This window comes from Bradyrhizobium sp. HKCCYLRH2015 (assembly GCF_051168215.1).
Lineage (GTDB): Bacteria > Pseudomonadota > Alphaproteobacteria > Rhizobiales > Xanthobacteraceae > Bradyrhizobium.
Genome location: NZ_JBNPUO010000013.1, coordinates 201,504 through 224,175, shown reverse-complemented (window position 1 = coordinate 224,175; position 22,672 = coordinate 201,504). Strand labels below are relative to the sequence as shown.

The window sequence follows — 22,672 nt, the reverse complement described above, 5'->3', positions numbered from 1 at the left end:
GTCATGACGATCCGCACCCGCAAACTGATCGGCGCCGTCGCGCTGCTCCTGCTCGCCTTCGCCTGGTCGATGATGGGCATGGTGATGGCGCAATTTCCCCTGATCGCCAATTCCGGCTGGCTGCAGGCGGTGTATTACGTCGTCGTCGGCATGGGCTGGGTGCTGCCGGCGATGCCGATCGTCAGTTGGATGCTGCGCCCCGATCGGGAGCAGCAGCAGGGCTGATCAGCCGAGATCGAGCTTCGACGGCTGCGCGACTTTCTCCCGCGGCAGGGTCACCCCGGCCATCAGCACCTTCAGGGCGCGCAGCGAGCGCGAGCGGCCGTCCCAGGCGATGCGCGGCAGCATGTGCAGATGGGTGCGGCCCTCGCTCTGCACCACGCCTGACATCGCCGAGGCCGCGCTGACGAAACCCGCCTGCTCCGCGAGCACGACATCGCTGCGGCGGAACGAATAGCGGTCGCCGAACGGATACGCCATGTGCCGGACCGGGCGGCGCAGCGCCGTCTCCAGCACCGCCCTGCCCATCGCAATCTCGCGCTGGGCGTCGGCATCCCTGAGATTGGCGAGCACGGGATAATGCACGGTGGCACTGCCGATCGTGACGTTGGGGTCGGCGGCGAGCCGGGCGATGTCGGCCCAGTCCATCGCGGACTCGCGGCTCAGCGCGGTGAGATCGACCGAGTGGCGCGAGCAGAGGTCGCGGATCGCGATCGACAACTCGGCTGGCGGCAGCTTGCGCAGCCACGCCGAAAGATACGCGAACAGCTCGTATTTTTCCGCCGGCGTAAACACGTTGAAGCGCTGCTCACGATGATCGATCACGAGGCTGATGCGGGCCTCGCGCGCGATCACGGCCTCCAGCGCCAGCCACCAGGCTTCGCCGAGCCCGTCAGGAAAGGCCGAGGGCACGTAGACGGTGAACGGCACGCCGTGGTGGGCGAGCACCGGATAGGCGTGCTTGATCAGGTCCTTCGCGGCGCCGTCGAAGCTCAGGCAGGCGAAGCGACGGCTGTCGGGCAGCCGGACCGACCGGTCGCAGGCCTCGTCGAGCGAGACGATCTCGTAGCCCCAGCGCTTCAGCGCCCGGATCACCTTGTCGAGGAAGACGGGCGTGATCTCCGCGCATGTCAGCGGCTGGAACGCGCCCTTGCGCCGCGGCCGCACCCGCTCGAACCGCAGCACGGCACCGGCGCCGGCCGCGGCTCGCGAGGCGAGCAGCGTGCGACCGCTGAAATAGGCCAGCTCGAGCCGGGCGCTGCGCAGCCACCTGTTGTCCGACGACAATTCCCGCGCCCCTTCCGAAAATCCCACTTGAAACCAGACCGTCTGCGCCCACCTGATGCGGACAGACCATGGCGCGATCGCGTCATGATCACCGCCATCCGATGACAGCGATCATCCGCCGTCAAGATCGCGTGGCCGCTGCCGATTTGAACAGGTCTTTATTTGCGTCATTCCCGATTTGGGACGAAGTCATTGCCATTACCTTTTGTTGAGACTTCTTTGCGAGGGTCTCCCGACGTCAAGCAACAAAATTCCACGACAACGCGAGCTGCGCGATGACCATGGCCGCCGTGATCGAGAGCCGGACGGCGCAGGCGCCCGCGCGGCGGCTGCCGTCGGGGCTCGCGCGGGTCGACATCGTGTCCGATCTGGCGGCCGCCGAGCCGGTCTGGCGCGAGCTCGAAGATCCCGCCCATGTCTCGACGCCGTACCAGCGCTTCGACCTGCTCGGCGCATGGCAGCGCGACGTCGGCGCACGCGAGCATGCTACGCCGTTCATCGTCATCGGGCGTGATGCCGAGCAACGTCCGCTGCTGCTGTTGCCTTTGACGTTGCGGCACGCTTGCGGCATGCGCATCGCCAGCTTCATGGGCGGCAAGCATACGACCTTCAACATGCCACTGATGGATGGCGAATTCGCCGGGCGCGCCGGCGCCGGCGATCTCGACGTCCTGCTCGCAGGGCTGCGCGACCGCGGCGGTGTCGACGTGCTCGCCTTGACGCAGCAGCCGCAGCGCTGGGGCGATGTCGCCAATCCGCTGGCGCAATGGCCGCACCAGCCGTCGGTGAACGACTGCCCGGTGCTGCTGATGCCGCCGGGCGCCGCGCCGACGGCGCTGCTGTCGAATTCATTCCGCAAGCGGCTCAAGAGCAAGGAAAAGAAGCTGCAGGCGCTGCCCGGCTATCGCTACATGGTCGCGGGCAGCGACGCCGAGGCCGCCGAGCTGCTCGACTGGTTCTTCCGGACAAAGCCGATCCGCATGGCCGAACAGAAGCTTCCGAACGTGTTCGCGGAAGCAGGCGTCGAGGCTTTCGTGCGCAGCGCCTGCATGGCCAGGCTCAACTGCGGGCATCGCGCCATCGATATCCACGCGCTGCGCTGCGACGACGAGATCATCGCGCTGTTTGCCGGCGTCGCCGACGGGGCGCGCTTCTCGATGATGTTCAACACCTATACGCTATCGGAGAATGCGCGCTGGAGCCCCGGGCTGATCCTGATGCGCTCGATCATCGATCACTACGCGCAACAGGATTTTCGCGCCCTCGATCTCGGCATCGGATCGGACGACTACAAGCGGATGTTCTGCAAGGACGACGAGCCGATCTTCGACAGCTTCATGCCGTTGACCGCGCGGGGCCGCGTTGCCGCAACGACGATGGCTGCGGTCAGCCGGGCCAAGCATGCCGTCAAGCACAGCCCTGCCCTGCTCCGTCTGGCGCAGCGCCTGCGCGGCGCGCTGCAATCGCGTGGCGGCGTCGCCAAGGCCAACGAGAACGAGAAGGCCGAAGATTAGGCGGCGACGCCGCGCGGCCCCGGCTGGTTGCGGTTCGCGCCTCCGCCCGGTGCCTTCAGCATGGTGACGGCGCCGAAGCCGACCTCGCGCAGCTGATCGCTCATCTGGCTGCGCGCCTCGGCAGCCATGTTGGGATCGGGCACGACGACGGCGCGCGCGCCCGCGGTCAACAGCTCGGCCGGCAGGTCGGAGGCGTTGCCGGCGTCGAGCAGGACGTGGTCGTAGACCCGCAGCAGCGCGTCGATGGCGAGCGCGAGCCGCGGCGATTGCAGTTGGCTGCGGTCCGCGCCCGGGCGGCCGGCGTTGACGATGTGCAGCCGCGAGGTCTGGTCCTTGGTGATGATGGACGCGAACGACGCCTCGCCCAGCATCAGCTCGATCAGGCCGGGCGCGGCCGGATCGACCGAGACGCCTGCAAGCAATTGCGGGCTGCCGGCGAGGTCGACCAGCACCACGCGCGCCTGCGCCGCCATGGTGCGGGCGATCGCGAGCGCGGTGGACGTGACGGCATCGCCGCCGGCCGTGCCGAGCACGGTGACCTTGCGGGCGCCCTCGCCCGCGGCGAGCAGATCGGATGCGAGCTGCTCGAGCTCGTTCATCGGCGCTGGCTTGATCGGCTCGGCCGACGGCGCCTCGGCCGCCTGCATGGCCGTGACGGGCGGCGGTACGAAAGCCGGATGCGTGGCCTCAACCGGCGCCGGCGTCGAAGGTGGTGCAACGGCCGGCGATGCGGAAACCGTCCGCGGGGCGATCATCGGCTCGACCCGCGCCGCGAGCACCATGACGTCGGCCATGCTGCCCATGGCCGGGGCGGTGGGGCCCGCCGCGCGCGGCGCCGTGAGGCGCAGCAGCTCTCCGGTGATGATCACGCCTGAGGTCAGCATCAGGGTCGCCAGCGTCGCGATCAGCACGATCGGCAGCTTCTTCGGATAGGCCGGCGTATTCGACACCACCGCCCGCGAGATGATCCGTCCATCCGCCGGCGGCGTGTCGAGCGTTTCGCGGGTGTTCGCCTCGCGGTATTTGGCGAGATACGATTCCAGCAGGTCGCGCTGCGATTTGGCATCGCGCTCCAGCGCCCTCAGCTGGACATCGAGGCCATTGGTGGAGGTGGCCTGCTTCTTGGCCTGCTCGAGGCTCTGGCTCAGCATCTGCACCCGCCCGTCGGCGATGCGCGCGTCGCTGTCGAGCGAGCGGGAGATCTTGCCGGCCTCGTCACGGATCTGGCGGTCGAGATCAGCCAGTTGCGCCTTCAGTTCCTTGATGCGCGGATGATTGTCGAGCAGTGTCGACGACTGCTCGGCGAGCTGCGCACGCAGGCTCACGCGCTGCTCCGACAAGCGTCGCATCAGTTCCGAATTGAGCACCTCGGATGCCTCGATCGGCTGGCCGCTCTGCAGCATCTCGCGGATCAGCCGCGCCTTGGTCTCGGCGTCCGATTTCAAGGCGCGGGCGTTGTTGAGCTGGGTGTTGACCTCGCCCATCTGCTGGTTGGACAGCGAGGTGTTGTTGGTCCCCATGAACGAATTCGACTTGGCGCGGAACTCCTCGACCCGCGATTCCGCTTCCTCGACCTTCTTGCGCAGCCCCTGGATCTCCCCGGCCAGCCACTGGCTGGCCGACTTCGCCTGCGCCTGGCGGGCGTTCTGCTGAACCACGAGATAGCCGTCCGCGATCGAATTCGCGACCTGTGCCGCGAGCGCCGGATCCTGCGACTGGAACTCGACGACGAGGACGCGCGATTTGTCGACGGCGTAGACCGTCAGGCGCTCGTAATAGGCATCCATGACGCGCTCGTCCGGCGTCATGGCAAGCGGATCCTTCACGAGCCCGACCATCGCCAAGACCGACTTCAGCGGCGACACGCCGCGCAGGACTGGATCGAACTCGGGCAGCTCACCAAGCTTGTTCTTCCTGATGATGTCGCGCGCCAGATCGCGCGACAGCACCAGTTGCACCTGGCTGGTGACCGCCTCGGGATCGAGTGCCGTTCGCTCCTCGGTACGCTCGCCGTTCGGCCGCACGAACACGTTTTCGCGGCCGTCGATCAGGATCCGCGCTTCGGACTTGTACCGCGGCGTGATCATGTTGACTGCGGTGATCGACAGAACGAGAGCGAGCAGCGTCGGCAAAAGAATGAAGCCGCGCTTTCGTGCCAAGGCGCGGCCGACCAGCCGGAGATCGAGATCGCCGGCTGGGCCCGGCTCGGCCGACGATGACGAGCCTGTCACGGGTCGGACGGAAGCTCCGTCAACCTGTGTCGTCTTGCCGGCACGCCAGAACGCCAACCGCATCATCCACTCCCGCGAGACCTACGCCACCCCGCTACCATACGTGGTACAATTACACTCAATTAAGGTTGCTGACGGGTTAACCGGAGCGCCTGCAACCTCGCCCTATAGAACAATCGTCATCCTTCGCCATATGCTGCTCGCTACAAGTAGGCTTGCGCCAGATCGTCACAATGTTGGAGCGAGCTCGCCCGGCAGCGACGACAAGTGAGACTTTGTTAACCATCAAGCCTCTATCGAGGTTGGAGCTATCAATATTCAGCCGACGAGAGGCGCCCGTGCTTCCTCTATCCGCCAGTCGTCAGATCAGCACCCTCGGCGGAGCCTGGCGAAACCACGCGCAACCCGATGGCGCGGGCGAGTTCGACATGGCACCGTCGCAGACCAAACCTCTCAAAATCCTTCACGCCGTCAGAGCTCCCGTCGGCGGCATCTTTCGGCACATCCTTGACCTTGCCAACGGTCAAGTGGATCACGGGCATGACGTCGGCATCATTGCGGACAGCCTGACCGGCGGCGAACGCGCCGATGCCGCGCTGGCCCAGATCGCGCCCCGCCTGACACTCGGCGTGCACCGCATTCCCATTCACCGGGAGCCTTGGCCGAGCGACATTCTGGCACTCAGCCGGTTCCATCGCCTCTCCCGCGCGCTCGCCCCCGACGTGCTGCATGGCCACGGCGCGAAGGCCGGCGCGTTCGTCCGCCTGCTGCCGCATCGGCCAGGAACGATCCGTATCTACACGCCTCACGGCGGCTCGCTGCACTACCCGCTCGACACGCTCAAAGGCGCGCTGTACGGGCGGCTTGAACGTGCGCTGATGAACCGGACGGACCTCTTCCTGTTCGAGAGCGCCTTCGCCCGCGATACCTATGAGCGCATGATCGGCCATCCCAGGGGATTGGTGAATTGCGTCTTCAACGGCGTCACTGCAGGCGAATTCGACCCGGTCACGCCGGCTCAGGACCAGACCGACCTGGCCTATGTCGGCGAATTCCGGCACATCAAGGGCACGGATCTGCTGATCGACGCCGTCGCGCTGTTGCGCTCCCGTGGCCGGCCGCTGACGCTGACGTTGGGCGGCGACGGCGAAGAGATGTCGAAGCTCAAGGCTCAGGTCGAACGCCTCGGTCTTACGGCCGCGGTGCGCTTCATCGGCCATGTGAAGGCGCGCGACGGATTTTCCAAGGGAAGCCTGCTCGTCGTTCCCTCGCGTGGCGATTCCATGCCTTATGTCGTGATCGAAGCGGGTGCCGCCGGGGTTCCGATGATCGCGGCCAGAGTCGGCGGCATTCCGGAAATCTTCGGACCGCATAACGACGCGCTGTTCATGCCGGGCAACGCGACCGCGCTGGCCGACGCAATTGCAGCCGCACTGGACGATCCGGCCACCGCGCAGCTCCGCGCCAAGGCGCTGCGCGAGCGCGTCTTCCAGCATTTCTCGCAGAAGGCGATGGTCGAGGGCGTGCTCGACAGCTACCGCGAGGCGTTTACCAAGACCTGACGTCATTTACCATCGCTAACCGTTTCTTCCGATTTGGCTCGTAATCCCGCCGGTAGGGAATTTCCCCCGGCGCTATCAGCGCTTACATGACCACAAATACTAACAAACATAATCCGGGCTTGTACGACTGTGGAACCGATCAACGCTCGCTCGATGTTGGATGCCGCTGCGGCCGCGGCCGCATCCACGGCCGCGGCAGGCAAGCCGGCCGTTGAACGCCGTCGCCGCCTGTCGCCGGCGGCCCTGGCGGTCGCCAATCAGAAGGTTCACCGCGCCTATTCTCCGATCGTCCTCGCCGGCATCGTCCGCATCACCGATTTCGTGCTGTTGAGTGTCGTCGGTAGCGCCGTCTATTTCGGCTACGTGGTTCCGCTCAGCGGCTTCCATTGGGAGTATCTCGTTGCCATCGTCGGCCTCGCCGTGAGCGCGGTGGTGTGCTTCCAGGCCGCCGACATCTACCAGATCCAGGTCTTCCGCGCCCAGGTGAGGCAGATGACTCGGATGATCTCGTCCTACTGCTTCGTGTTCCTGCTGTTCATCGGACTGTCCTTCTTCGCCAAGATCGGCAGCGAAGTTTCCCGTCTCTGGCTCGCCGCGTTCTTCTTCGTGGGACTCGGCGCGTTGATCGCGAGCCGCGTCGTACTGCGCAACCTGATCCGCAGCTGGGCCCGACAAGGGCGCCTCGATCGACGGACCATCATCGTCGGCTCCGACCAGAGCGGCGAAGATCTGGTACGTGCGCTGAAGGCGCAGGACGACTCCGAGATCGAGATCCTCGGCGTGTTCGACGACCGCAACGACTCCCGTTCGCTCGAGACCTGTGCCGGCGCGCCGAAGCTCGGCAAGGTCGATGATATCGTGGAGTTCGCGCGCCGAACCCGCGTCGACCTCGTGCTGTTCGCGCTGCCGATCTCGGCGGAGACCCGCATCCTCGACATGCTGAAGAAGCTGTGGGTGCTGCCGGTCGACATCCGCCTCTCGGCCCATACCAACAAATTGCGTTTTCGCCCGCGCTCCTATTCCTATCTCGGTGCGGTCCCGACGCTCGACGTGTTCGAGGCGCCGATCACCGACTGGGATCTGGTGATGAAGATGCTGTTTGACCGATTGGTCGGCGGCCTCATCCTGCTGCTCGCACTGCCGGTGATGGCGCTGGTCGCGCTCGCGATCAAGCTCGACAGCCCGGGACCGGTGCTGTTCCGGCAGAAGCGGTTCGGCTTCAACAACGAGCGCATCGACGTGTTCAAGTTCCGGTCGCTCTATCACCACCAGGCTGATCCCACGGCGTCCAAGGTCGTCACCAAGAACGATCCGCGCGTGACCCGCGTCGGCCGCTTCATCCGCAAGACCAGCCTCGATGAGCTGCCGCAGCTGTTCAACGTGGTGTTCAAGGGCAACCTGTCGCTGGTCGGCCCGCGGCCCCACGCGGTTCAGGGCAAGCTGCAGAACCGGATGTTCGACGAGGCCGTCGACGGCTATTTCGCGCGCCACCGCGTGAAGCCCGGCATCACCGGATGGGCGCAGATCAACGGCTGGCGCGGCGAGATCGACAACCAGGAGAAGATCCAGAAGCGAGTCGAGTTCGACCTCTACTACATCGAGAACTGGTCCGTGCTGTTCGACGTCTACATCCTGCTCAAGACGCCGCTGGCGTTGATGACCAAGAGCGAGAACGCCTATTGATTGCGGGGATCCGGAGCGGACCCACGTCCGCTTCGCGCGTGTGTCCGGCCGATCCCGCCCTGCGTTGCGTATGAGTGTGAGTTCGCGATGGCCATGACGGCGGCAGCCGGAGAGTTCGCGTCCAGACCGATGGCCCCGCCCGGCGTCGTCGCCCTGCAGCGTGCGCTGGTCTGGTTGGTCGGCGCCTCCGGCGCCATCGTGTTCATCGAACCGAGCCCCTACGAGCTCGTGACGCTCGCGTCCGCCGCGGTGTTCATTGCGACCGGCATGAGGCTGCGCCTCGTCTTCGTGCCGCTCCTGCTGCTGCTGGTCCTGGTCAATCTCGGCTACACGATCAGCGCCATACCGCTGCTCGACGATTCCAAGATCTCGACCTGGATCGCCACCTCCTGGTACATGGCGTTCACGGCCATCTTCATCGCCATGCTCGTTTCGGACGACACCGAAGCGCGGCTCGACATGCTCCGGCGCGGCCTCGTCATGGGCGGCGCGATCGCAGCCCTTGCAGGTGTCGCCGGCTACTTCCATCTGGTGCCCGGCGGATACGATCTCCTCACCTTGTATGGCCGCGCGCGTGGTACGTTCAAGGATCCGAACGTTCTCGGCGCATTCCTGATCCTGCCGGCGCTGCTGGCGCTGCAGAATGTCGTCACCGCCCGCTTCGCAGCGACGCTGCGCGCCAGCTTCGCCCTCGGCGTGATGGCGCTCGCCATCCTGCTCGCCTTCTCGCGCGCGGCCTGGGGCGGCCTCGTTCTCACGGCGGCCTTCATGCTGGCGCTGATGGTACTGACCAGCACCTCGCCCCGCGAGCGCTCCCGCATCATTTTCATGACGCTCGCGGCTGCCGTGGCCGGCCTCGTCCTGATCGGCGTACTGCTCTCGATCGATTCCATCGCCGACATGTTCAAGCAGCGGGCGAGCTTCGACCAGAGCTACGACGAAGGCCGGTTCGGCCGGTTCGGCCGCCACATCCTCGGCGCCGACATGGCGCTCGACCTGCCGTTCGGGATCGGGCCGCTGCAATTCCACAACTACTTCCCCGAGGACACCCACAACTCCTATCTGAACGCCTTCATGTCGGGCGGCTGGCTGTCCGGCATCTGCTATCCCGCTCTGGTCTTCACCACCGTCGTCCTCGGCTTCCGCTATCTGCTCGTGCGCGTGCCCTGGCAGCGCACCTACATCGCAATCTTCGCAGCCTTCCTCGGCACCGTCGGCGAAAGCTTCATCATCGATACCGATCACTGGCGGCACTTCTTCCTGATGCTCGGCACGATGTGGGGCATGATCGCCGCCACCCGCGCCCACCAGGTCGACGCGGGCTGATCCGCAGGGATCGGTCCGCACATCGCAGCCTCCTAGTCCTCCACCGCGAACGTCAGGCCGGCATGGTCGACCAGCCGCTTGATCAGGCTGTCCTGGAGCGCCGCGCCCGGAGTCCAGAAACCGCCCTTCACGCCAGCTCCGTCGCGCAACAGGCCGACGGCACATTCGCTGATCATCTTCGAGGTCGAGCCGTAGCCGGGGTCGCGGTTGCCCTTCACGGATGCGCGGACCTGGCGGCCGTCGGGGGCGATCGCGACAAAAAGAAGATTGTAGTAGCCGTTCTCGCGCTCTTCCTTGGAAGGCCCCTCGCCCGGCTTCGGCGCGTTCGGGCCGGTCTTCTCGGCATTGGCGGCCATCACCTTCTTGGCGTTGGCCTCGCCCTTCTCGCCCGGACCGGTCAGCACCATCTCGTCATAGACGAAGTCCTGGCCGTACGGGAAACCCATCAGCATGTTGGAGCGGTGGACGTTGCGGGTGTTGATCAGCGCCATCATGAACGGCGCCGTCCAGGACTGCAGATCCTCCTCATAGACGGGCTTGTTGCCTGACGGCTGCTTCGGCCCCTTGAAGCCGGGCGTCAGGGCGAACGCGTCCTTGAGGATCGCTACCAGGCTCAGATCCTTGGCGACCGCATCGAATGTCGCCTTGGCGCTGGCCGCCGTCCCGCCCGACAAGGTCCCGCTCATGCCACGGACGCGGCCCTTCACGCGCGCGACCGGCGCGCCGAGCACGCGTCTCGCCTGCTGCTGCACGAAGTAGACGCCGAGCTCGAACGGTACGGAATCGAAGCCGCAGGAGAACACGATGCGCGCGCCGCTCTTCTCGGCGGTCGCCTGATGCTTGTCGATCATCTGCCGCATCCACACCGGCTCGCCACAGAGATCGACGTAGTCGGTGCCGGTTTCGGCGCAGGCGGCGACGAGCTCGTTGCCGTAGAGCTGATACGGACCGACGGTGGTCAGCACGAGCTTCGTCTGCGCCACCATCGCCTGCAGCGACGCCGGATCGGAGGCGTCGGCGGCAATGAGAGGCGTGTCGGTGGGCGCGCCGATCTCGTCCCGCACGGAAGCGAGCTTGTCCAGGCTCCGGCCGGCCATCGCCCAGTGCAGCGAGGCGTCGCCGCGATATTGCGTGGCGAGATATTCAGCCACGAGCTTGCCCGTGAAGCCGGTGGCGCCGTAGACGACGAGATCGAATTTCGGTGAGGTCATTGGTGTTCCCTGGAGATCAGCTGCAAATCAGTTGCTCCGTCATTGCGAGCGAAGCGAAGCAATCCAGGGCTGCGGACAGGACTCTGGATTGCTTCGCTTCGCTCGCAATGACGGCGGATGTGGTTCTATTTCTTTCCATAAGACACGCTCATGCCGGCGCGGACGTCGTTCTGAATGCCGTAAGGGGCGATCGGGTAGCGCAAGCCATTCCTGGCGAGCTGCTTCATGCCGGCGATCGCCTTGGCGAGATCGGACGGCTTCAGCGCCATCAGCATCTCCTCGTCCGGCACGCCGCCATAGCGGCGCTCGGCGAAGCAGGGCAGCGACAGGCTCGGCTCGCCGGTCTTCAGCGCGCGGCCCCAGGAATCGGCGCAGGCGGTCTCGCCGACGACGCCCCACTCGAACTTCTTGTAGCCGACATATTGCAGGCCGTTGATCAGGATGATCATCTGTCCCGGCGTCGCATAGACCAGGCAGATGTCCGGCGGATCCAGGCGGCCGCTCGACAGCGGGCTCACCGCCATCGCCTGGTAGCGGCCGAACGGCACGACATCGAGCGCCTCCTGCCGCTTGCGCGCATCCTCCGCCGTGCCGTGCCAGACGCCGACATAGTTCGCGCCCTCGAGCCAGGCCTCGTCCTGCGGGCCGAGCCCGATCACCGCGCGGCACTGCGCGCCGACCAGATCATCTCCGGTGATGCCGACGGTCCAGCCGAGCCGCGAAGCCATGCTGACGATCTGGTCGGTGGTGTGCACCGCGTTGGGACGGCGGATCTTCTCGATCGCTTCCATGTCCTCGACGCGGGCGAACATCTTGATGCCGATCACGGTCGTCTTCAGCCGCAGCAGGCTGTTGAGATCGGCGACCATGGCCGCCAGGTCCAGCCTGTCTGCCGCGTTCGGCTGTTGCATGTGGCGTTCCCTCCCTGCCGCACCGGGCGTCCGCGCCGCGTGTGGTTCGGCTTCGGGCGGCTTGTTAGACCGTCGCACCTGATGATGCCAGTATTTCCGCCGTCCGGGCTCACCCGCCATACCGTGATCCTTCTCGATATCGCGGGAATCACTTATGAATTTTCGATCCTCGGACAGGACCAGACGATGACCCGCAGCGACCGGAAGGAAGGCGCCGAGAGCGCAACGGCCGGCCCCGGCGGAACGCCCGCGCTGTCGCCCGCCGCGCTCTACGAGGCGGGACTGCATCACCTCGGCGGAGGACGTCTGCTCGATGCCCAGATGTGCTGCGAGCAGGCGCTGGCCGCCGACCCGACCCATGCCGACAGCCTTGCGCTGATGGGCATTATTGCGCTGCAAACCGGTCAGCACGATCATGCCGTGGCGTGGTTCTCGCGCGCGATCCGGCAGACGCCGAAGATCGACTATCTCACCAGCCTGGGCTTCACCCTGAAGCAGATGGGCCGGCTCGACGACGCCCTCGCGGTGTTCGACAAGGCGATCCAGCTCAAGCCCGACGACGCCGAGCTGTGGAAGCACATGGGCGGCGTACTGCTGGCGCTCGACCGCGGCGCCGAGGCGTTGTTGAGCTATCAGCACGCGCTGACGATCGATCCTTCGCATCATGAGGCCGCGTTCCAGAGCGGCCTGCTGCTGCATCAGCAGCAGCGCTATGAGGAAGCCGCCCAGGCCTTCACGATCTGCCTGACTCAGCGGCCGGGCGACCTGCAGTCGCTGCAGATGCGCGCCCGATGCTTCCGCGAGCTCAAACGCTACGACGCGTATCTCGCCGATTGCGAACGCGCGCATGCGCTGGCGCCAGCCGAGGCGATGGTCTGCAACAATCTCGGCGATGCATTCGTCTGTCTCGGCCGCAGCGCGGAGGCGCTGCCGTGGTTCGACCAGGCGCTGAGCCTGCGCCCGAACTTCGTCGAGGTGCTGCTGAACAAGGGCTTTGCGCTGCTTCAATTGCTGCGCTTCGAGGACGCCGCGGCCGTCTACCGGCAGATCCTCGTGCTCGAGCCGAGTCACGCCAAGGCGGCCTGGCAGCTTGCCCATGTCGAGCTGCAATGTGGCGACTACGCCGCTGGCTGGGCACGGCGCGAAGCGCGCTGGAACATGCCGGATTTCTCGCCCGAGTATCCGCGCTTTGCGGAGCCGAAATGGCTGGGCAAAGAGGATATCGCCGGGAAGACCGTCCTGATCGAGGAGGACGAGGGTTTCGGCGACACCATCCAGTTCGCGCGCTACCTGCCGATGCTCGCCGCGCGCGGCGCCAGGGTGATCCTGGTGGTCCGCGAGGCGCTGCGGCCGCTGCTGGCCGGTGTCGAAGGCGTGTCGCAATGTCTTGCGTACGCGCCGGAGCTGCAGCGGCCCGCCTTCGACATGCACTGCCCGGTGATGAGCCTGCCGTTCGCTTTCGGCACCACGCTCGCCACCATCCCGCCCGCTGGCTATCTGCCGCCGCTCCCGGCCGAGCGCATCGCGGCCTGGGAGCAGCGGCTGGGGTCGCATGACCGGCTGCGCGTCGGGCTGGTCTGGTCCGGCAACCCGCACCAGGGCAATGACCGCAACCGCTCGATGCCGCAGTCGACCTTGCTGCCGCTGCTCGATGTGGACGCTGATTTCATCAGCCTGCAAAAGGAGCTGCGGCCTGCGGACAGGACGATGCTGGCGCAGCAGAGCGGCATCCGCGACCTCACCGCCGAGCTGACCGACTTCGTCGAGACGGCGGCCCTGATCTCCTGCCTCGACTTCGTCGTCACCGTCTGCACCAGCGTCGCGCATCTCGCCGCGACGCTCGGACGGCCGACCTGGATCATGCTGCCCTACCTGGCCGACTGGCGCTGGCTCAGGGATCGCGACGACAGCCCGTGGTATCCGAGCGCGCGCCTGTTCCGGCAGGATTCGAGCTGTCGCTACGAGCCGGTCGTCGCGCGCGTGCGCGGCGAGCTGGCAGCGAAAGCGGCGGGCTTCGGCACAACAACCGCCTAGGCCGGCCCTGGAAACAGGTCGTCGATGCGGCCGCGCAGCCGGTAGGCCACGAGCCCGACCCATTCGCGCACCGCAATGTCGGCGCGGCGCAGGCCGAGCAGCGAGATGCCGTCGAAATCCAGCACGCGGCCGACGCGCCAGTCCACCGGATAGGGCTCGACCGGGAAGCCCGCTTTTCGGAACAGCCCGACCGAGCGCGGCATGTGATACGCGGAGGTCACCAGCAGCCAGCGTTCGCCCGGCTTCGGGGAGATCATCGCCTTGGAGAAGATCGCATTCTCGTAGGTGTTGCGCGACTGCCGCTCCAGCAGCAGCCGCTCCCTGGGCACGCCGAGGCTGAGCAGGATCTCGGCGCCGACATCGGCCTCCTTGGCCTCGGTCGCGATCAGATTGGCGCTGCCGCCGGTGAACAGGATGCGTGCAGTCGGGTAGCGCCGCGCCAGCGCTGCGGCCTGGATCACACGGTCCGCGCCCGCCACCGTCACCGGCATGCCGTACATCACCGAGAGATCGGAATCGACGGGACCGCCGAGCACGATGATGCCGTCCGGGGCGCCGTTCGCCGGGTCCCATTTCGGAAACCGGCTCTCCAGCGGATACAGCATCAGGCTGCCGAGCGGCGTCAGGCCGACGATCGCCAGCAGCAGCATCGCCGACACCACGAGCCTGCGGCCAAGCACGGCAAACCGTGTCAGCATCAGGATGGCGCCGACGAGGCCGAGCGCGATCATGAAATTGGTCGGCAGTGCCAGCAAGCCGAGCGTCTTCGACAGGACAAAGAACATTGCGAGCTCCGGCGCGGGGTGAATGGCCACGGCCGCCCTCATACACGACAGCCGCCATGCGTTGCCATCTCTCTGCGAACGGCATGGGATGCGTTATGCTCAGGCCCGAACACGGATGAATGAGAGGATCATGGCCCATCACCATCTGCACGCCAGCCCCGAGACCTGCCATTGGGGCTTCTTCGAATCCCGGCTGAAGCCGGTGCTCACGATCGACAGCGGTGACGAGGTCACGATCGATTCGATCAGCGGCGGGCCCGACGTGGTGCCCGACACCAGCAAATTCCACGTGCCGCCGGAATTGTTCGACGTCCACGCGCGCAGCGAGCGCATGGTGCCCGGCCACATCCTGACCGGCCCGATCGCGGTCCATGGCGCCGAGGTCGGCGACGTGCTCGAGGTCGACATCCTCGACGTCCAGCTGCGGCAGGACTGGGGCTACAATTTCATCCGCCCGCTGGCCGGCACCCTGCCCGACGATTTCCATGAGAGCCGGCTGATGAACATCCCGCTCGACAAGGAACGGATGGTCGGCAAGCTGCCGTGGGGGCTCGAGCTGCCGCTGGCGCCGTTCTTCGGCGTGATGGGTGTGGCGCCGCCGCCGGCCTGGGGCCGCATCACCTCGCTGATCCCGCGCGCGATGGGCGGCAATCTCGACAACAAGGAGCTCGGTGCCGGCGCCAAGCTGTATCTGCCGGTGTTCGTGCCGGGCGCGCTGTTCTCCTGCGGCGACGGCCATGGTGTGCAGGGCGACGGCGAGGTCTGCGTCACGGCGATCGAGACCGCGCTGCAGGGCCGCTTCCGCCTCACCGTGCGCAAGGATCTCAAGTTCGACTATCCACGCGCCGAGACCGCCACGCACTACATGACGATGGCGATGGACCCCGATCTCGACCAATGCGCGGTGCGGGCACTGCGCGACATGATCGTGCTGCTCGGCGAGAAGCGCAACCTGTCGCGCGAGGACGCCTACACGCTGTGCAGCCTCGCCGCCGACCTGCGGGTGACCCAGACCGTCAACGGCTCCAAGGGCATTCATTGCATGATCGCGAAGGCCGTCGTGCACGGGTGAGGTTGTGTCGGGCACGCTGGCGCGGCTCGCCCCGCTGTCGTCGCCCGGCTCGACCGGGCGACCCAGTATCCAGAGGCAGGCGTAAGTCCTCGACAGGCCGCGGCGTACTGGATCCCCCGCGTTCGCGGGGATGACGACCGAATTTGAAGTGCAACCCTCGCTCACTCCAAGAGACACGGTCTATCATCCTCGCGCGCCGCTCGCGCCGAGTCATGCCATCATCTCACCCTCTCAAAAGTCGGAGGGCGCAGGGAAGGCCAGGCGCCGGCTGGCGCCTGCGGCCCGCCTGCGAGAAAAATGCAGGCGGCAGGTACCACAGGTGCAGCCGAGAACGCCCGGCCTTCCCTGCGCGATGGTGTTCACGCTTATACGCAGTCTGCCTGGTGCGCCGGGCTTGTTGGCCACCATTGCCCGCGCGGCGCGCAAGCGCCGTCGCGAACGTGACACCAGCGTCGGGGTGTCAGCACGCTGCGACTTCACGTCCGCGCCGAGCCGTTCGTCCGCGCATCCTCGCGGATACGCTGCGGCTCCATCGCGGCCATCGCTCCCCGCCTCGCGTGTCGTGACGATCGCGCGCAACGCCCCTTCCGAGTGAGGCGGGATGGCGGCACTAAAGCACAGTTTCCGGAAAAGCGAAAGTGTTATTTCTGGAATGACGAATTTTCTCGCACCGACCGGAAAAGCCGCGAGCGACCGTCCGCCTCTTCAGCCGACAATTCCGCCAGGGCTCCCCGATCAGGTGCCCCGCGGCACGGCGGCGGTTGAAGAAACCATCGGACACCGCGGCCCACGCGAATCTTCCCGGCCCGTGCTTCCCGTACCATTCCGGGCCCGGACTCGCCGAGCGGGCGGAGAGTCACCGCCGCGACCAGCCAAATTCGTCATATTTCCATAAAATTCAATATCTTAACCAGTTATCCCCAAGCTACTGTACAACCAATCCGATTCCTAATAGAGTCTAAAAAGTTACTTTTCTGTACACCGGTTACGGACTAGCTTTTAGGCATGGCGACGGAAAAAGCCGAAACTGACCGCATCCCCGTAACCCTAGCCCTGGCAACCATCGGCTATCTCGAAAAGCTCGTGAAACAGGGAACCCACGGCACCAGCGTTCCGGGTGTCTGCAGAACGTTGATTGAAGAAGGCATCCGGCTCGCCATCAAGGATGGGCTGCTGTCGATTCGCGACAACGGACGGGCGTAACTAGGGACACGCAACGCGGACAACAGTTTCGGTGCAGCCGTCGGCCAGGACGATCCAGGACGGATCAAACTTGGAAGCGACAACAATGCCCGCCGAACGACAGACACTCCCCACCTGGACCGAGGAACGGCTCCAGGCCCTGAAGCAGCACTTTGAGGCCGGGCTGACCTGCCGAGAGATCGCCGCCGAGCTCGGCGTCAGCCGCAACGCCGTGATCGGCAAGATCTCCCGCCTGGCGCTGACGCGCGACAATGGCGGCGATTCCAGGCGCGTGGTTCGCGCCGAGACGACACGCGATGGCGCCCGCCGTCCCGTGCCGAAGCTGCGCCGCCGCATCCTGCGCGCGGTCCAGAACGACCCGCCGCCGATCGTTGTCGAGGAGCCGGTCGGCACGGTCGAGAATGGCTGCTCGCTGTTCGAACTCTCCAAGGAGCGCTGCCGCTGGCCGATCTCCACCCCCGGCGCCGACGATTTCTGCTTCTGCGGCTCCAAGCCGATCGAGGGCCTGCCCTATTGCCCGAGCCACACGCGGATGGCGTACCGGGTGGCGTCGTCGAGGTAAAACTCAGCGGCCGACTAATTAGTTGAAAGTCGTGTCTCGCCGCACGGACGGTGCACCCTCTCCCCTTGTGGGAGAGGGTGGATTCGATGCGTAGCATCGAATCCGGGTGAGGGGTCTCTCTCCATACGGGCGGCGATTCTGTGGATACAACCCCTCACCCAAGTGAGCACGACGCTGATATCAGCGTAGCCCTCTCCCACAAGGGGAGAGGGCGCAATCACTGGCACCGTCGAGGCGTGCGTACGCCCAACCCTACCCCAGCTTCCAGCCCGCCTCCTGCGCGAAGCGCTGGAAGAACTCCGGCTCGTAGGCCTGCTCCGGCGACTGCCGGACGCGCATGTCGAGCAGCTTGGCGTCCTCGCCGACGAGGATGCGCCACTGGTCGGCCTTGACGCCGTCGAGGATGATCTTCGCGGCCTGCGCCGCCGTCGTCGGCGCGTCTTCGAGGAAACTGCGGGCGCGCTCGCGGGCGGCGGCCTGGATGTCCTGGTCGCTCATGGCGGAGACATCGATGCCCATGCCCTTCATGCGCTGGCGCGCTAGCCCGATCTCGGTCTCGCTGAGCTCGTCGGACTCGGTGCCGCTCTGCACCTTGCGCGAGTTCGACACGATCGAGGTGCCGATATGGCCGGGCATCACGACCGAGCATTTGATGTGCGGCGCGTTGAGGCGGAGGTCGTTGATCAGCGCTTCGGTAAATCCCTTCACCGCGAACTTTGCGGCGCTGTAGGCGGTGTGCGAAACACCCATGCCGACCGAGGCCCAGAAGCCGTTGACGCTCGAGGTGTTGACGATATGAGCCTCGTCCGCCTTCAGCAGCATCGGCAGGAAGGTGCGGACGCCGAGATAGACGCCGCCCCAGCAGATGTTGAAGGTACGCTCCCATTGCTCTCTTGAATTGGTGAACAGGCTGCCACCGCCGCCGATGCCGGCATTGTTGAACAGCAGATGGATCTTGTCGGTGGCCTGCTGCTCGGCGAGCTCATCGCGAAAACGCTGGAGCTGCGCCTCGATCGAGACGTCGGCGACATGGGTGGTGACGCGCAGGCCCTGCGGCAGCTTCTCGGCCTCGCACAGCCGCTTGGTTTCGGCCATCGCCTCGGTCGAGACGTCGCACATGGCGACGTTGCAGCCTTCGGCGACGAGCTGGCGCGCGAGCTCGCGGCCCATGCCCGTGCCACCCCCGGTGATCACGGCGATCCTGCCGGCGAAATCCTTCATCGGATGGTCTTCCTTCCCTGCTGCGGGACGGCCATGCCGCCCCGGCGACTTGCTCGTTCTCTTCGTGGAACGCGTTTGCGAGCTTAGGACGTTTCGCCGGCCTGACCAGAGGGGATGTCGGAGATTTGCGTTGCAGCGCATGCAACGAAGATTTCAGCTTGGGGTTGAACCTTCTCGACAGGCGTCCGACTTATTCCGTGGGGAGGCAGGCTCGAGGAGGTTCGCATGGCGTACCAACAGGGGCACTGGCAGGACGAAGGCTGGCGCGACACGATGGTCGATCCCGCGGGATCGGACGACGGCGCCTATGTGACGGGGTGGACGATCAGCGGGCTCGCCGTGATCGGCACCATCGTCGCGGTCTGGCTGCTCGGGATCTGAGAGCGGCGCGACGAATTCTCATGCAATAGGACGCCATGCAAAGCGTGGCCTCTGAGCCCTGCTGCGTTCTGCGCTCTCATCCGTCATTGCGAGCGCAGCGCAGCAATCCAGCGCTGTGGACGGGACACTGGATTGCTTCGTCGCTGCGCTCCTCGCAATGACGTGGAGAGAGCCGACTGTTTCCCAGAGAGCCTGGCGCCTCCCCAAGACGTCGGCATTCACGCCCGGGATCTTGACCGCCGCGTTTCGCGAAGGCGCGCGGCTGACCGTCTGGGGGTCCCGCCCGGCCGAACTCATTGCATACAATTGCAGTCGATTGATCAATTAATAGGCTAATGATTGCCGTGTCACGCTACTGCCCAGTTTGCAGTCAGCCACAAAACATCAACATTTCAGTGACTTAGCTCCTCGGCCGCGCTGAAAGCCGCTGGCACAAAGCTTGCGATCACTCCCGTTCGAGGCTCCGCCGTGTGGCGGTGAAGCCGAGATGACAGCGCGGGCGGATCGACCCGCCGAGGGAGCTCACCAAATGGACTTTGGCAGGATTTCACGACGGCATCTGTTGCAGGGTAGCGCGGCGCTGACGCTCGGCGCGGCCGCGGGCCTGCGGCCGGCCTTCGCCGCGGAGACAACGATCGGCTTCATCTATGTCGGCTCGCGCGACGACTACGGCTACAACCAGGCGCATGCGCAGGGTGCGGCGGCGCTGAAGAAGCTGCCCGGGCTGAAGGTGATCGAAGAGGAGAAGGTGCCGGAGACCGACGCGGTCGAGAAGACGATCGAGTCCATGATCAATCTCGACGGCGCCACGCTGCTGTTTCCGACCTCGTTCGGCTACTACAATCCGCACATGATCAAGATGGCGGCGAAGTACCCGAAGCTGCGCTTCGAGCACTGCGGCGGCCTCTGGAGCGAGAAGGACCCGAAGAACGCTGGCTCCTATTTCGGCTATATCGACGAGGCGCAGTACATCGCCGGCATCGTCGCGGGCTACACCTCCAAGAGCGGCAAGCTCGGCTTCGTCGCCGCCAAGCCGATCCCACAGGTCCTGCGCAACATCAACGCCTTCACGCTCGGCGCGCAGCTTGCCAATCCCAACGCCACCACGCAGGTGATCTTCACCGGCGATTGGTCGATGCCGGTCAAGGAGGCCGAGGCGACCAACAGCCTGATCGACCAGGGCGTCGACGTCCTGACCTGCCATGTCGACGGTCCGAAGACGATGGTCGAGAACGCCGCGCGCCGCGGCGCGTTCGTCACCGGCTATCACGTCAACCAGTCGCCGCTGGCGCCGAAGGCCTATCTGACGGGCGCCGAGTGGAATTGGGAAGCGCTGTATCCGAAGTTCGTCAAGATGCTCCAGGCCGGCGAGAGCATTCCGAACTTCTATCGCGGCGGCCTCAAGGAAGAGGTGGTCAAGATCTCGGCGTATGGCGAGGCGGTGTCCGAGCAGGCGCGCAAGCACGCCGACGAGATCAAGAGCAAGTTCCTCGGCGAGGGCTATACGATCTTCAAGGGCCCGATCAAGGACAACAAGGGCAACACCGTGATCACCGCCGGCACCGAGCGCGGCCAGAAGGATCCGGAGCTCGAGAAGATGGACTATCTGGTCGAGGGCGTGATCGGAGCGACGTCGTGACCACGGAGGCGGCCGATCCGGTTGATGCGGCCGCCATCGCGCCGGCCGCCGACGCAGGCTTCCTGCAACGCCATGGCGCGAGCATTGAATACATCCTCATCCCGGGCGCGGCGCTGGTCGCCGCGCTCCTGGTGTTCGGCATCTTCGTCGCGCTGTTCGGCAAGAACCCGCTCGACCTCTATTGGTACATGTATTACGGCGCCTTCGGCACCTGGTTTTCCTGGCAGAACACGCTGACGCGCGCCGCTCCCTTGATCCTGACCGCGCTGTGCACTGCCCTGCCCGCGCAATTGGGCATGGTGATCATCGGCGGCGAAGGCGCGCTGCTGATCGGCGCGCTGTCGGCGACCTCGGCGGCGCTGGCATTGCAGGGCATGCCGCCGCTCGTCGTGCAGATCGCGATGGTGATCGCCGGCATGGCCGGCGGCGGATTGTGGATCCTGCTGTCCGGAGCCTTGCGGCAGTATCGCGGCGTCAACGAGACCATCTCCAGCCTGCTGCTGGTCTACATCGCGCTCGCGATCCTCAACCATCTCGTCGAGGGCCCGATGCGTGACCCGGCGAGCCTCAACAAGCCGTCGACGCGCGAGATCGGCACCGTCAACATGATCGGCAGCATTCCCGGCACCGACGTGCATTGGGGCCTGGTGTTCGGGCTGATCGCGGCGATCGCGTCCTATGTGCTGATCTATCACACGACCTTCGGCTTCGCCGCGCGCGTCGCCGGCGGCAACATCCGGGCCGCCAAGATCGTTGGCCTCTCCGTGGGCAAATTGATCCTGACGGTCTGCTTCCTCGCCGGCGCCTGCGCTGGCCTGGCCGGCATGGTCGAGGTCGCCGCGGTCCAGGGGCGCACCAATGCCAATCTCGCCGTCGGCTACGGCTTCACAGGCATCCTCGTCGCCTTCCTCGCGCGGCAGAATCCACTGGCAATCATTCCGGTCGCGATCCTGCTCGGCGGCATCAATGCCTCGGGCGGCCTCTTGCAGCGAAGGCTCGGCCTGCCCGACGCCTCGGTGCTGGTGCTGCAGGGCATCATCTTCATCTCGGTGCTGGCGAGCGACGCGCTCTATGGCCGCATCGGTGTCCTCAAGGGAAAGTCCTGATCCATGGCTGACGGCAATATCGGGCTCTGGACCGTGCCGCTGGCGGTGCTCGGCGGCGCCATCCGCGTCTCCACGCCGTTCCTGTTCGTGAGCCTAGGGGAATGCATCACCGAGCGCTCCGGTCGCATCAATCTCGGCCTCGAGGGCACGCTGGTGATGGGCGCGATGAGCGCCTATGGCATCTCCTATCTCACGGGATCGCCATGGGCAGGCGTGCTCGCCGCCGGCCTCACCGGCGCGCTGCTCGGCGCCCTGCATGCCGGCATCTGCTCGCTGCCGCGCGTCAACGACGTCGCGGTGGGAATCTCCTTGATGCTGTTCGGCACCGGGCTCGCCTTCTTCCTCGGCAAGCCGCTGATCGAGCCGACCGCGGCGCGGCTTCCGGCGATCGATTTCGGCTGGTGGAGCGACGTGCCGCAGGTCCGCGCGGCCTTGCGCATCAACGTCCTCTTCCTGCTCGGCGTCGTGCTCGCGCCGCTATTGCTGTGGGCATTCCGAACCACCCGCTGGGGCCTGCTGATCCGTACCGCCGGCGAGAGCGCCGACGCGGCGCGGGCGATGGGTCATTCGGTGCTGATGATCCGGCTGCGCGCCACCATGGCCGGCGGCTTCCTCGCCGGCATCGGCGGCTCGTTCCTGTCGCTGTTCTATCCCGGCAGCTGGAACGAGGGCCTCTCCTCGGGCCAAGGCATCACCGCCGTGGCGCTCGTGATTTTCGCGCGCTGGGACCCGATGCTGTGCCTGTGGGCCTCGCTCGCCTTCGGCGGTGCCGCAGCGCTCGGACCGGCGCTGCAATCGGTCGGCGTCACCTCCGGCTATCATCTGTTCAACGCCGCGCCGTACATCCTGACGCTCTTGATCATGATCATCACCTGCTCGCCGAAACGCACCCTGAGCGGCGCGCCGGCCGAGCTGTCCATCACCCGCTGATTTCAGAGGTCCAC

At 65.9% G+C, this 22,672-nt stretch carries 19 protein-coding genes; 13 read left to right on the top strand and 6 right to left on the bottom strand.

Features of this window, described 5'->3' with window-relative positions; genetic code table 11:
• The first annotated feature begins 3 nt into the window (after positions 1–3).
• Positions 4–225 carry a DUF2842 domain-containing protein gene (locus tag ACQR1H_RS30695; RefSeq protein WP_315799662.1) on the top strand — a complete coding sequence of 74 codons (222 nt, stop codon included), beginning with the start codon at positions 4–6 and terminating at the stop codon, positions 223–225.
• Here the strand turns inward: ACQR1H_RS30695 and ACQR1H_RS30690 are convergent, their stop codons facing one another.
• Complete coding sequence (locus ACQR1H_RS30690; RefSeq protein WP_434908646.1) at positions 226–1,287, bottom strand: polysaccharide deacetylase family protein; 1,062 nt, start codon at positions 1,285–1,287, stop codon at positions 226–228.
• A gap of 275 nt (positions 1,288–1,562) precedes the next feature.
• On the opposite strand from ACQR1H_RS30690, the gene ACQR1H_RS30685 reads away from it, so the two are divergent.
• A complete protein-coding gene (locus ACQR1H_RS30685; protein WP_434908645.1) occupies positions 1,563–2,801 on the top strand; it encodes a GNAT family N-acetyltransferase in 1,239 nt (412 codons plus the stop codon).
• Here ACQR1H_RS30685 and ACQR1H_RS30680 read toward each other — a convergent pair.
• Entirely contained in the window at positions 2,798–5,095 is a 2,298-nt protein-coding gene (locus ACQR1H_RS30680) for a GumC family protein (RefSeq protein WP_434908644.1), read from the bottom strand. The genes ACQR1H_RS30685 and ACQR1H_RS30680 overlap by 4 nt on opposite strands.
• A gap of 365 nt (positions 5,096–5,460) precedes the next feature.
• Here ACQR1H_RS30680 and ACQR1H_RS30675 point away from each other — a divergent pair, with 365 nt between their 5' ends.
• From ACQR1H_RS30675 to ACQR1H_RS30665, 3 genes are all read left to right on the top strand, one after another.
• On the top strand, positions 5,461–6,594 hold the full coding sequence (locus ACQR1H_RS30675; protein ID WP_315799658.1) for a glycosyltransferase family 4 protein: 1,134 nt from the start codon (positions 5,461–5,463) through the stop codon (positions 6,592–6,594).
• A 153-nt stretch (positions 6,595–6,747) separates the two neighbouring features.
• A complete protein-coding gene (locus tag ACQR1H_RS30670; RefSeq protein WP_315799657.1) occupies positions 6,748–8,277 on the top strand; it encodes an undecaprenyl-phosphate glucose phosphotransferase in 1,530 nt (509 codons plus the stop codon).
• Positions 8,278–8,364: 87 nt separating this feature from the next.
• On the top strand, positions 8,365–9,603 hold the full coding sequence (locus tag ACQR1H_RS30665) for an O-antigen ligase family protein (protein ID WP_434908643.1): 1,239 nt from the start codon (positions 8,365–8,367) through the stop codon (positions 9,601–9,603).
• 32 nt (positions 9,604–9,635) lie between these two features.
• Here the strand turns inward: ACQR1H_RS30665 and ACQR1H_RS30660 are convergent, their stop codons facing one another.
• Positions 9,636–10,814, bottom strand: coding sequence for a saccharopine dehydrogenase family protein (locus ACQR1H_RS30660; RefSeq protein WP_316181499.1), 1,179 nt, complete (start codon positions 10,812–10,814; stop codon positions 9,636–9,638).
• A gap of 125 nt (positions 10,815–10,939) precedes the next feature.
• Positions 10,940–11,725, bottom strand: coding sequence for a DUF169 domain-containing protein (locus tag ACQR1H_RS30655; RefSeq protein ID WP_316237425.1), 786 nt, complete (start codon positions 11,723–11,725; stop codon positions 10,940–10,942).
• 186 nt (positions 11,726–11,911) lie between these two features.
• Here ACQR1H_RS30655 and ACQR1H_RS30650 point away from each other — a divergent pair, with 186 nt between their 5' ends.
• Positions 11,912–13,759: a tetratricopeptide repeat protein gene (locus ACQR1H_RS30650; RefSeq protein WP_434908675.1), complete on the top strand. Its 1,848-nt coding sequence runs from the start codon at positions 11,912–11,914 to the stop codon at positions 13,757–13,759.
• Here ACQR1H_RS30650 and ACQR1H_RS30645 read toward each other — a convergent pair.
• A complete protein-coding gene (locus ACQR1H_RS30645) occupies positions 13,756–14,544 on the bottom strand; it encodes a YdcF family protein (protein ID WP_316237507.1) in 789 nt (262 codons plus the stop codon). The two genes, ACQR1H_RS30650 and ACQR1H_RS30645, sit on opposite strands and share 4 nt — an antisense overlap.
• Before the next feature lie 130 nt (positions 14,545–14,674).
• Between ACQR1H_RS30645 and ACQR1H_RS30640 the strand changes: the two genes are divergently transcribed.
• The 3 genes from ACQR1H_RS30640 to ACQR1H_RS30630 all read left to right on the top strand — a co-directional run bounded on the left by ACQR1H_RS30640 (position 14,675) and on the right by ACQR1H_RS30630 (position 17,381).
• On the top strand, positions 14,675–15,616 hold the full coding sequence (locus tag ACQR1H_RS30640) for an acetamidase/formamidase family protein (protein ID WP_315799653.1): 942 nt from the start codon (positions 14,675–14,677) through the stop codon (positions 15,614–15,616).
• A gap of 1,005 nt (positions 15,617–16,621) precedes the next feature.
• Complete coding sequence (locus ACQR1H_RS30635) at positions 16,622–16,819, top strand: hypothetical protein (protein WP_006614936.1); 198 nt, start codon at positions 16,622–16,624, stop codon at positions 16,817–16,819.
• Between the two features lie 85 nt (positions 16,820–16,904).
• Positions 16,905–17,381, top strand: coding sequence for a GcrA family cell cycle regulator (locus ACQR1H_RS30630; RefSeq protein WP_434840156.1), 477 nt, complete (start codon positions 16,905–16,907; stop codon positions 17,379–17,381).
• A gap of 252 nt (positions 17,382–17,633) precedes the next feature.
• On the opposite strand, the gene ACQR1H_RS30625 is transcribed toward ACQR1H_RS30630, so the two are convergent.
• Entirely contained in the window at positions 17,634–18,602 is a 969-nt protein-coding gene (locus ACQR1H_RS30625) for an SDR family NAD(P)-dependent oxidoreductase (protein ID WP_316217827.1), read from the bottom strand.
• 225 nt (positions 18,603–18,827) lie between these two features.
• Between ACQR1H_RS30625 and ACQR1H_RS30620 the strand changes: the two genes are divergently transcribed.
• The 4 genes from ACQR1H_RS30620 to ACQR1H_RS30605 all read left to right on the top strand — a co-directional run bounded on the left by ACQR1H_RS30620 (position 18,828) and on the right by ACQR1H_RS30605 (position 22,658).
• Positions 18,828–18,983, top strand: coding sequence for a hypothetical protein (locus ACQR1H_RS30620; RefSeq protein WP_315711478.1), 156 nt, complete (start codon positions 18,828–18,830; stop codon positions 18,981–18,983).
• Between the two features lie 529 nt (positions 18,984–19,512).
• Entirely contained in the window at positions 19,513–20,622 is a 1,110-nt protein-coding gene (locus ACQR1H_RS30615; RefSeq protein WP_434908642.1) for a BMP family ABC transporter substrate-binding protein, read from the top strand.
• Positions 20,619–21,728, top strand: a complete 1,110-nt coding sequence (locus tag ACQR1H_RS30610) for an ABC transporter permease (RefSeq protein WP_434908641.1) — start codon at positions 20,619–20,621, stop codon at positions 21,726–21,728. Before ACQR1H_RS30615 ends, ACQR1H_RS30610 begins: the two co-directional genes overlap by 4 nt.
• A 3-nt stretch (positions 21,729–21,731) precedes the next feature.
• Positions 21,732–22,658, top strand: coding sequence for an ABC transporter permease (locus tag ACQR1H_RS30605; RefSeq protein WP_315775139.1), 927 nt, complete (start codon positions 21,732–21,734; stop codon positions 22,656–22,658).
• Positions 22,659–22,672: the final 14 nt, after the last annotated feature.